Source organism: Streptomyces sp. NPDC086080 (genome assembly GCF_044540255.1).
GTDB lineage: Bacteria > Actinomycetota > Actinomycetes > Streptomycetales > Streptomycetaceae > Streptomyces.
The window spans coordinates 140,226-151,139 of sequence record NZ_JBITRU010000021.1 but is presented as its reverse complement, the minus strand read 5'-3'; the positions used below and the strand labels follow the sequence as shown (position 1 = coordinate 151,139).

Below are 10,914 nucleotides of genomic sequence, written 5' to 3'. Positions count from 1 at the left end.
GCGGAGTTGTGGGTCCGTGGTGTGGAGGTGGACTGGGCGGCCGTCTTCGAGGGTGCCCGTCCCGCGACCGTCGACCTGCCCACCTACGCCTTCCAACGCCAGAACTACTGGCTGAAGGACGAGTCCCCCGAACCGCTTAGCGAACAGGGCTTGATGGACGCCGAGTTCTGGGCCGAAGTCGACCGTGGGGACGCCGATGCGTTCGCCGATGAGCTCGGTGTCGGGACGGACGCGCCGTTGAGTGCCGTCCTTCCGGCACTGCACGCCTGGCGGATGCGGCGTGCCGAGCGGTCCGTCCTCGAATCCTGGCGCTACGACATCGCATGGGTGCCGGGCCCGGACCTCGCCCCCGCGCGGCTCGACGGGCGCTGGCTGCTGGTGACGTCGGAGGGACAGCCGGACCGTACGGAGACGGTCGAGGCGATCGGCGGGGCGCTGCGGGAGCACGGCGCGGAGGTGGCCGAGCTGGTGCTCGCCACCGGCGCCGACCGGCAGCGGATCGGTGAGCTGCTGGACGCGCACACCGGGGTGACCGGCGTGCTGTCCCTGCTCGCCCTCGACGAGACCACGCACCCCGAACGGCCCGCACTCACCACGGGACTGGCACTGGGCCTCCTGCTCATGCAGGCCCTGGCCGACCGGGACCGGCGGGTCACGGTCTGGCTGGGCACCCGGGAGGCGGTGTTGGCGCGGCACGACGATCTGGTGCACCACCCCGTGCAGGGCAGCACCTGGGGTCTCGGCCTCGTGTTCGGCCTCGAGTACCCGCAATGGTGGGGCGGCCTCGTCGACCTTCCGGAAGCGTTCGGAGAGCGTGAGGCCGACTGCCTCGCGGCCGTGCTGGGCGCCGCCGGCGACGAGGACCAGGTGGCGATCCGTGAGGGTGCCGTTCTGCTGCGCCGGCTGCGGCGCGACCCGGCGGGACAGCCCGCGGGGGAACCGTGGCGCACGAGTGGCACGGCGCTGATCACCGGAGGCACCGGCGGACTGGGCGTCCACACCGCCCGCTGGCTGGCCGAGGCCGGCGCGGAGCATCTCGTCCTCACCTCACGGCACGGAGCGGACGCGCCGGGAGTACGCGACATCGTCGAAGAACTCGGTGCCCTGGGGCCGAAGGTGACGGTCGCGACGTGCGACGTCTGCGATGCGGAGGCCCTGGAACGACTCGTCGAACGGATCGAGGCCGACGGCCCGCCGATCCGGACCGTGGTGCACTGTGCCGGCGTCGGCAGACTCGCCTCCCTGACCGGAACGGACCTGGCCGAGTTCGAGTCGGCCGCGGAAGCGAAGCTGGTGGGCACCGCTCACCTGGACCGGATCTTCGACCGCCCGGACCTGGACGCGTTCATCCTGTACTCCTCCGTCGCCGCGGTCTGGGGCGCCGGCGAGCACGCCGCCTACTCGGCGGGCAACGCCTGTCTCGATTCGGTCACCCGCGCCCGGCGCGCCCGCGGCCTCGCCGGTACCACGATCGCCTGGGGACTGTGGGACGCCGACGGCGGCGGCATGGGCGACAAGGTGGACCCGGACTCGCTCAACTGGCGCGGTCTGTCCTTCATGGAACCCGCACTCGCCATCGCAGGACTGCGCCGGGCGATGGCCGACGACGCGGAGTTCCTCGCCATCGGCGACGTGAACTGGGCGGACTTCACCGCGGCGTTCACGGCCATGCGCCCCCGCCCGCTGCTGGACGGCATACCGGACGTACGCGCCTACCTCGACGCCCACCGTGGTGCGGAGGACGAGGCATCGACGGGTGAGAAGAACTCCCTGCGGGAGCGGCTGCGTCCCCTGTCCGTGGCGGACCGTGAGTCGGCGCTGCGTGACCTGGTGCGGGCCCACGCGGCCACGGTCCTCGGACACGCCACCGCGGACGCCATCGAGGACGGGCGGCCGCTGCGCGACCTCGGCTTCGACTCGCTCCTCGCCGTGGCCCTGCGCAACGCCCTGCGCACCGCCACCGGCCTGAAACTCGCCACCACCGTGGTCTTCGACTATCCGAACGTCACCCGACTCGCCCAGCACCTGGGCACTGCCCTGTTCGGGGAGGACACCCCCGAGGCACCGGTGGTCGTTCCGGTCGCCATCGCGTCCGCCGACCCCGACGACGACGTGGCGATCATCGGCATGGGCTGCCGCTTCCCCGGTGGCATCGAATCGCCCGAGGACCTGTGGCGGGTGATCTCCGCGGGGGAGGAGGTCATCAGCGGCTTCCCCGACGACCGCGGCTGGGATCTGGAAGGGCTGTACAGCCCCGACCCGGACGACGAGGGACACACGTACGTCCGTACGGGCGGCTTCGTCCGGGACGCGGGCGCCTTCGACCCCGCCTTCTTCGGCATCTCCCCGCGGGAGGCGCTGGCGATGGACCCGCAGCAGCGGCTGCTCCTGGAAGCCTGCTGGGAGGCGTTCGAGGACGGCCGGATCGACCCGCACACGCTGCGCGGCAGCGCATGCGGCGTGTACCTCGGCGTCGGCAACGGCGGCTACGGCAGCGGCCTGCGGCAGCTCCCCGAGGGCATGGAGGGTCACCTCCTGACGGGAACGAGCACCAGCATCGCCTCCGGACGCGTCTCCTACACGCTGGGCCTCGAAGGCCCGTCCGTCACCCTGGACACCGGGTGCTCCTCGGCACTGGTGGCCCTCGACCTCGCCGTCCAGGCGCTGATGTCCGGGCAATGCACGCTGGCACTCGCCGGCGCCGCCTCCGTCGCTTCCCAGCCGCAGGGCTTCATCGGTTTCAGCCGGCAGCGCGGCCTCGCCGAGGACGGCCGGTGCAAGGCGTTCTCCGACGACGCGGACGGCATGGGACTGTCCGAGGGCGTCGGGATCTTCGCACTGGAGCGGCTGTCGGACGCGCGACGCAACGGACACCGGGTGCTCGCCGTGGTGCGGGGTTCGGCCGTCAACCAGGACGGCGCGTCGAACGGCCTGACCGCGCCCAACGGCCCTTCGCAGAAGCGGGTGATCCGGCAGGCACTGGCCAACGCCGGTCTGTCGACCGCCGAGGTGGACGTGGTGGAGGCGCACGGCACCGGCACCAAGCTCGGTGACCCGATCGAGGCGCAGGCGCTGCTCGACACCTACGGCCAGGGGCGCCCGGAGGACCGGCCGCTGTGGCTCGGGTCCGCCAAGTCGAACCTTGGCCACACCCAGCTCGCCGCCGGCGCGGCGGGTGTGATGAAGATGGTGCTGGCGCTGCGGCACGGGCTCATGCCCCGGACGTTGCACGCCGGTACGCCGTCGTCGCATGTGGACTGGTCGGCGGGTGCGGTGGAGCTGTTGTCCGAGGCGCGGGAGTGGCCGCGCGGGGAGCAGCCGCGGCGGGCGGGTGTGTCGGCTTTCGGGATGAGCGGCACCAACGTCCACGTGATTCTGGAGGAGGCGCCGTCCGAGGACGTTGAGGCGGAGCCGGGTGCGGAACTGCCGGTGGTTCCGTGGGTGTTGTCGGGGCGGAGTGCTGCGGCTCTGCGGGGTCAGGCCGACGCGTTGCTGCCGTTGGTGGATGTGGCCGATCCGGTGGGTGTGGGTTGGTCGTTGGTGTCGACGCGGGCGTGTTTTGAGCATCGGGCCGTGGTGGTGGGTTCGCATGCGGCGGGTCTGGCTGCGGTGGTGTCGGGTGAGCCTGCGGGTGGGGTGGTGTCCGGGGTCGCGGGTGGCGTCGGGCGGACCGTCTTCGTGTTTCCCGGTCAGGGTGCGCAGTGGGTGGGGATGGGTGCGGCTCTGCTGGAGTCGTCGCCGGTGTTCGCGGCGCGGATCGCGGAGTGTGAGGCCGCGCTGTCGGCGTTCGTGGACTGGTCGTTGACGGGTGTGTTGCGGGGTGCCCAGGGTGCTCCGTCGTTGGATCGTGTGGATGTGGTGCAGCCGGCGTCGTTCGCGGTGATGGTGGCGCTCGCGGCACTGTGGCAGTCGCACGGTGTCGTGCCGGCTGCGGTGGTGGGGCATTCGCAGGGTGAGATCGCTGCGGCGTGTGTGGCGGGTGCGTTGTCGCTGGAGGACGCGGCGCGGGTGGTGTGTCTGCGCAGCCGTGCGATCGCGGAGCTCGCCGGTGGCCGCGGGACGATGGCGTCTCTGACGGTGTCGGCCGAACGGGCCGAGGAACTGCTTCTTCCGTGGTCCGGTCGGGTGTCGGTGGCCGCGGTGAACGGCCCTTCGCAGGTGGTCATCTCCGGTGAAGTGGCCGGGGTTGAAGAGGTGGTGGCCGAGTGTGGTCGTGTGGGGGTGCGGGCGCGTCGGATCGCGGTGGATTATGCGTCGCATTCGGCGGCGATGGATGTGCTGCGGGACGAGGTGACCGGTGCGCTGGCCGGGGTTGTTCCGCGTGCGGGTGAGGTGCCGTTGCTGTCGACGGTGTCGGGTGAGTGGGTGGACGGCTCGGGTATGGATGCCGGGTACTGGTTCACCAACCTGCGCTCCACGGTGCGGTTCTCCGACGCGGTGGAGAGGCTGGCGTCGGAGGGGTATGGCGCGTTCGTCGAGGTGTCGTCGCATCCGGTGCTGACCGCCGCGGTGCAGGAGATCGTGGAGGAGACGGCCGGGGAAGAGGCTGTCGTCACCGGGTCGCTGCGTCGTGACGACGGCGGCCTGGAGCGTTTCCTGGCCAGTGTGGCGGAGTTGTGGGTCCGTGGTGTGGAGGTGGACTGGGCGGCTGTCTTCGAGGGTGCCCGGCCCGCGACCGTCGACCTGCCCACCTACGCCTTCCAGCGTCAGAACTACTGGCTGAAGGACGAGTCCCCCGAACCGCTCGGCGAACAGGGCCTGATGGACGCCGAGTTCTGGGCGGCCGTGGAGCGGGCCGACGCGGGTGCGCTGGCCGAGACGCTGGGCACGGAGGAGGCCGTACTCGATCCGCTGCTGCCCGTGCTCTCCGACTGGCGCCGACGTCGGCACCAGGACGCGGAGGCGGACTCCTGGACGTACGACGTCGCCTGGCAGCCCCTCCCGCACGGCACCGTACCGCGCGCCGACGGCACCCGGTGGCTGCTGCTCGTCCCGTCCGGCGGGCACGTGTGGCCCGACATCGCCGGCCGGGCGCTCGCGTCGCTCGGGGCCGATGTGCGGGTGGTGGACGCCGACGCGCCCGACCGAGCCGAACTCGCCGCGCGGCTGCGTGCGGCGGGCGACGGAGTCGACGGCGTGCTGTCCCTGCTCGCGTTCGGCGAGCGGGCCGGTCTGGATCAGCAGGTACGGGTCGTCCAGGCGCTCGGCGACGCCGGTGTCACCGCGCCCCTGTGGATCGCCACCCAGGACGCGGTCCGGGTCGGGTCCGCCGACCGGACCGTCGACGCCGGCCATGCCCAGGTGTGGGGGATGGGGCGGATCGCCGCCCTGGAGTACCCGCAGCGATTCGGCGGCCTGGTCGACCTGCCGTCCGGCGCGGACGACCGCGCCGGTGAACGCCTGGCCCGGGCGCTCACCTCCCCGGACGGCGAGGACCAGATGGCCGTACGGCCCGGCGGTCTGTACGTGCCCCGTGTGACCCGCAGGCGGCTGGCCGACCGCACTCCCGTACGGACGTGGCGGCCCACCGGAACCGTGCTCGTCACCGGCGGTACCGCGGGAGTCGGAGCGGAGGTTGCCGCGTGGCTGGCGGAGAACGGCGCCCCGCATCTGCTGCTCACCAGCAGGCGCGGTGAACGGACGCCGGGCGCGGCCGAGTTGACGGAGCGGCTGGCGGAGCTGGGCGCACGGGTGACGATCGCGGCGTGCGATGTGACCGATCGTGAGGCACTGGCGCGGCTCCTCGACGGCATCGACCCGGAGCACCCGCTGACCGCGGTCGTGCACGCGGCGGCCGTGCTCGACGACTGCCTGCTCGACGACCTCACCCCCGAGCGGGCCGCGACCGTACTGCGGCCCAAGGCGGACGCGGCACGTCATCTGCACGAACTCACCAAGGACGCCGGCCTCGACGCCTTCGTGCTGCTGTCCTCGATGGCCGGCACACTCGGAGGTGCCGGACAGGGCAGCTACGCCGCGGCCAACGCCCACCTGGACGCGCTGGCCCACGAGCGGCGCGCGGCGGGTCTGCCCGCCACGTCGCTGGCGTGGGGCGCCTGGGGCGGCGTGGGACGCGCCACCGGGGAGATGGGTGAGCGGCTGAGCCGCAGCGGCATCCGCCCGATGGCCACCGGCACGGCACTGCGCGCGTTGGGTCAGGCACTCGACCACGATCTGCCCTTCCTGATGATCGCCGACATCGACTGGCCGGTGTTCGGCCCGGCCTGCACGGCCGGCCGCGCCGGGCGGATCCTCGAGGCGCTGCCGGAGGCGCGTCCCGCGTCGCCGTCCGCGTCCACGAACGCTCAGGCCGACGAGGGACTCGTCGCACGGCTCGCGGGACGCTCGCCGGCCGACCGGGAACAGGAGCTCTTCGACCTGGTCCGCGCTCAGGCGGCGGCCGTGCTCGGACTGCCCGGACCCGAGGAGGTCGACGCCGACCGGGCCCTGCGTGACCTCGGCTTCGACTCGCTCACCGCCGTCGAGCTGCGCAACAGGCTCGGCGCGGCCACCGGGCTGCGCCTGCCGGTCACCGTCGTCTTCGACCACGCGGCCGCCCGTCCGCTGGCACGGCACCTGGCCGCCCAGCTCTTCGGGGAGGAGACCGGCACGGCTTCGACGGCCACCGTGCTCCCACAGACGACCACGGCGGAGGGCGGCGCCGACGACGACCCGGTGGTCATCGTCGGCATGGGCTGCCGGCTGCCCGGCGGTATCGACACTCCGGAGGCGCTCTGGGAACTGCTCTCCGCGGGCGGCGACGCCGTGACGGCGTTCCCCACCGACCGCGGCTGGGACCTGGAGGGCGGCTACCACCCGGACCCCGACCACCCGGGCACCTACTACACCCGGGGCGGCGGCTTCCTGCACGACGCCGGCCTCTTCGACCCGGTGTTCTTCGGCATCTCGCCCCGGGTGACGCCGGCCATCGACCCGCAGCACCGGCTGCTGCTGGAAACCTCGTGGGAGGCGTTCGAACGGGCCGGTATCGACCCGTCGACCGTCAAGGGCAGCCCGGTCGGCGTGTTCATCGGCTCCAACTACAACGACTACGGGCACCGGCTCGGCCGGTCCGCCGACGAGTTCGAGGGGCAACTGGCCACGGGCAGCGCCTCCAGCGTGACCTCGGGCCGGGTCGCGTACACCTTCGGTCTCGAAGGGCCCGCCGTCACCGTGGACACCGCGTGCTCGTCCTCGCTGGTGGCCCTGCACATGGCCGCGCAGTCCGTACGGTCCGGGGAATCCGTCATGGCGTTGGCCGGCGGTGTGACCGTGATGTCCACCCAGGACACCTTCGTCGAGTTCAGCAGGCAAGGGGCCCTCTCCACCGACGGCCGGTGCAAGGCGTTCTCCGCCTCGGCCGACGGGGCGGGCTGGGCCGAGGGCGTCGGAATGGTCCTGCTCGAGCGGCTGTCGCGGGCACGGCACGCCGGGCACCGGGTGCTCGCCGTGCTGCGGGGCAGCGCGGTCAACCAGGACGGCGCGTCGAACGGCCTGACGGCTCCCAGCGGCCCCGCCCAGCAGCGGGTGATCAGGCAGGCCCTCGCCAACGCCGGGCTGACCCCCGCCGACGTCGACCTCATGGAGGCGCACGGCACCGGCACCGCGCTCGGTGACCCCATCGAAGCCGACGCGCTCCTGGCGACGTACGGGCAGAACCGTCCGGAGGACCGGCCACTGTGGCTGGGTTCGGTGAAGTCGAACATCGGTCATACCCAGGCGGCCTCGGGCGTGGCCGGGGTCATCAAGGCCGTCCTGAGCATGAGGCACGGCACCATGCCGCGCACCCTGCACATCGACGAGCCCAGCCCGCACGTCGACTGGTCGTCGGGCGCGGTACGGCTGCTCACCGAGGAGCGTGCCTGGCCGGACGGTGACGGGCCCCGCCGGGCCGCGGTCTCCTCGTTCGGTATGAGCGGCACCAACGTCCACGTCATCGTCGAGCAGGCGCCCGTGGAGCCGACCGCCGAGGCACCCAGGACCGACACCGGTACCGGTACCGGTACCGGACCCCTGCCGTGGACGCTGTCCGCGCGCGGCGCCGCCGCTCTGCGCACCCAGGTGGAGAACCTGCTGGAGGCGCTCGACACCCGCACCGACGACGCCGCTGCCGTGGCCCGCGCGCTCGCCGCCCGCTCCCGCTTCGAGCACCGCCTGGTCTGCTGGGGCGGTGACCGCGACCAGCTGCGCGAGCAGCTCACCGCCTGGCTGGAGGGACGCACCACGGCCCCGTCGGCCACCGGCGTCACGAGCCACGGCCGTACCGCCTTCCTGTTCTCCGGCCAGGGGGCCCAGCGCCTCGGCATGGGCCGGGAGCTCTACCGGACGTTCCCCGTCTACGCCGACGCGTTCGACGAGGTCTGCGCCCAGGTGGACCTCGAACTGCCCAGGCCGCTGCGCGACGTCGTGTTCGCCGAGGAGAACGGCCCGGACGCCGCACTGCTCGACCGTACCGAGTACACCCAGCCGGCGCTGTTCGCGGTCGAGGTCGCGCTGTACCGGCTCTTCACGTCCTGGGGCGTGGTGCCCGACCAGCTGATCGGGCACTCCGTCGGAGAGCTGACCGCCGCCCATCTGGCGGGTGTGTTCACCCTGCCGGACGCGTGCCGCCTGGTCGTGGCGCGCGGTCGGCTGATGGGGGAGCTGCCCGCCGGGGGCGCGATGGCCGCGCTGGCCGTCGCCGAGGCGGAGGTACTGCCGCTGCTGAGCGGACGGGAGGACCGGATCGGCGTCGCCGCCGTCAACGGCCCCGCGGCCACGGTGGTGTCCGGTGACACCGACGAAGTCGAGCGGGTCGCCGCGCACTTCGCCGGGCTCGGCCACCGGACCCGCCGCCTGACGGTCAGCCACGCCTTCCACTCCCCGCACATGGACCCGATGCTGGAGCGCTTCGCCGAGATCGTCCGGGGCACCCCGATGTCCGCGCCGGCGATCCCCGTGGTGTCCGGCGTGACCGGCGAGACGGCGACCGCCGGACAACTGTGCTCCCCGGACTACTGGGTGACGCAACTGCGCGGCACCGTCCGGTTCGCCGACGGCCTCGCCTCCCTCGGCCGGGCCGGGGTCACCCGGTTCCTGGAGCTGGGGCCCGACGCCGTACTGACCGCGATGGCCACGGACAGCCGCGGGCAGGACGACCCCGGGGTGGTCGTGTCCGCCCTGCGGCGCGGCCGGGACGAGACCGAGTCCGTCCTCGGGGCGCTCGCCCAGGCGTACGTGCACGGCGCCCCGTGCGACTGGAGCGCGTTCCTGCCGGACGGCGCACGGGCCGACCTGCCCACCTATCCCTTCCAGCGGCAGCGGTACTGGCTGGCCGCCCCGCAGCCCGAGGGGGACGTACGGCAGGCCGGGCTCGACGACGCGGGGCACCCCCTGCTCGGCGCCGCCGTACGCCTCGCCGACAGCGACGACGTCCTGTTCACGGCCCGGCTCTCACGCCGCCGGCACCCCTGGCTCGCCGACCACGCCATCGCGGGCCGGGTCGTGCTGCCCGGCACGGCGTTCCTCGAACTCGCCGTCCGCGCGGGTGACCGCGTCGGCTGCGACGGCGTCGGTGAACTGACCCTTCACGAGCCCCTGGTACTGCCCGAGCGGCAGACGGTCCAGGTGCAGGTACGGGTCGGCGCACCGGACGAGTCCGGGGCGCGTCCCCTGAGCGTGCACGCGCGACCGGACGGCACGGCGGCGGACGACGCGGACCACCGTCCGGACGACGACGGCACGCACGACACGGCGTGGCAGCGGCACGCCAGCGGCACCCTGCTCCCCGGAGCCGGAGCCGGAGCCGGAGCCGGAGCCGGTACCGGAAGCGATGCCGCGCTCGGTGAACCCGCTCCCGTCTCCTGGCCGCCCGCGGACGCGGAGCCCGTCGACCTCGACGGCTTCTACCCGCGGCTGGCCGAGAACGGCAGCGACTACGGCCCGGTGTTCCAGGGGCTGCGTGCCGCCTGGCGACGCGGAGCGGAGGTCTTCGCCGAGGTCGCCCTCGGCGACGGCACCGACACCACCGGCTTCGGTCTCCACCCGGCGCTCCTCGACGCGGCGCTGCAGGCGGTCGCCCTGGGCGCGGTCGGCGCGGAGGGACGCGGTGTGATGCCGTTCTCCTGGGGCGGCGTCGCCCTGCACCGTGCGGGCGCCGACCTGCTGCGGGTGCGGCTCACCGACATCGGGCACGACACCGTGTCCCTGCGGGCCTGGGACCAGGCCGGCACGCCGGTCGTCTCCGCCGAGTCGCTGGCGTTCCGTCCGATCACCGTCGCCGTGACCGGTGGCACCCGCTCCGGTCTGCTGCTGCGCACCGAGTGGACACCCGTCCCGGCCGCGCCGCCGACGGAGCGCCGGACCTGGACGATCATCGGATCCGACACCCCGTCCGAGCTGGTGGCCGCTCTCACCGCCGCCGGACCGGTCGAGACGCATCCGTCGGTGCGGGACCTGGCCGACGCGGTCACGGCGGGTGCGGCGGTGCCGGACCGGGCCGTCGTCGCCGTACCGGCGTTCCCGGGCGGCCCCGCCGCGGCCGCGCGGTCGGCGGCCCACTGGGCGCTGGACACGCTCCAGACCTGGCTCGCCTGCGAGCCCTTCGCCGCGTCCCGGCTGGTCTTCGTGACCCGGGGCGCGGTGGCCGCCGACTCCGACAGGGAGCTGACCGACCTGCCCGGGGCCACGGTCCACGGCTTGGTCCGCGCGGCGAACGCCGAACACCCGGGCCGCTTCGCCCTGCTGGACACGGATCCCGCCGCTGTGGGTACCGACCCCACCGCTGCGGGCACGGACCCCGCCGCTGTGGGCGCCGCCCCCATCACCGTGGGCGCGGATCCTGCCGTGGTCGGCACCGAGCCTGTCGTTGTGGACACGGATACCTCCGTGGTCGGCACCGATCCCGTCACCGTGGACGCCCCACCCGCCGTCGTG

Annotated in this window: 1 protein-coding gene; it reads left to right on the top strand. The window is 73.6% G+C overall.

Features of this window, described 5'->3' with window-relative positions:
* Nucleotides 1-153: 153 nt before the first annotated feature.
* Nucleotides 154-10,914, top strand: a 10,761-nt coding sequence (locus ACIF9R_RS24075; RefSeq protein ID WP_399983628.1) for a type I polyketide synthase, incomplete at its 3' end; no start/stop codon positions are given.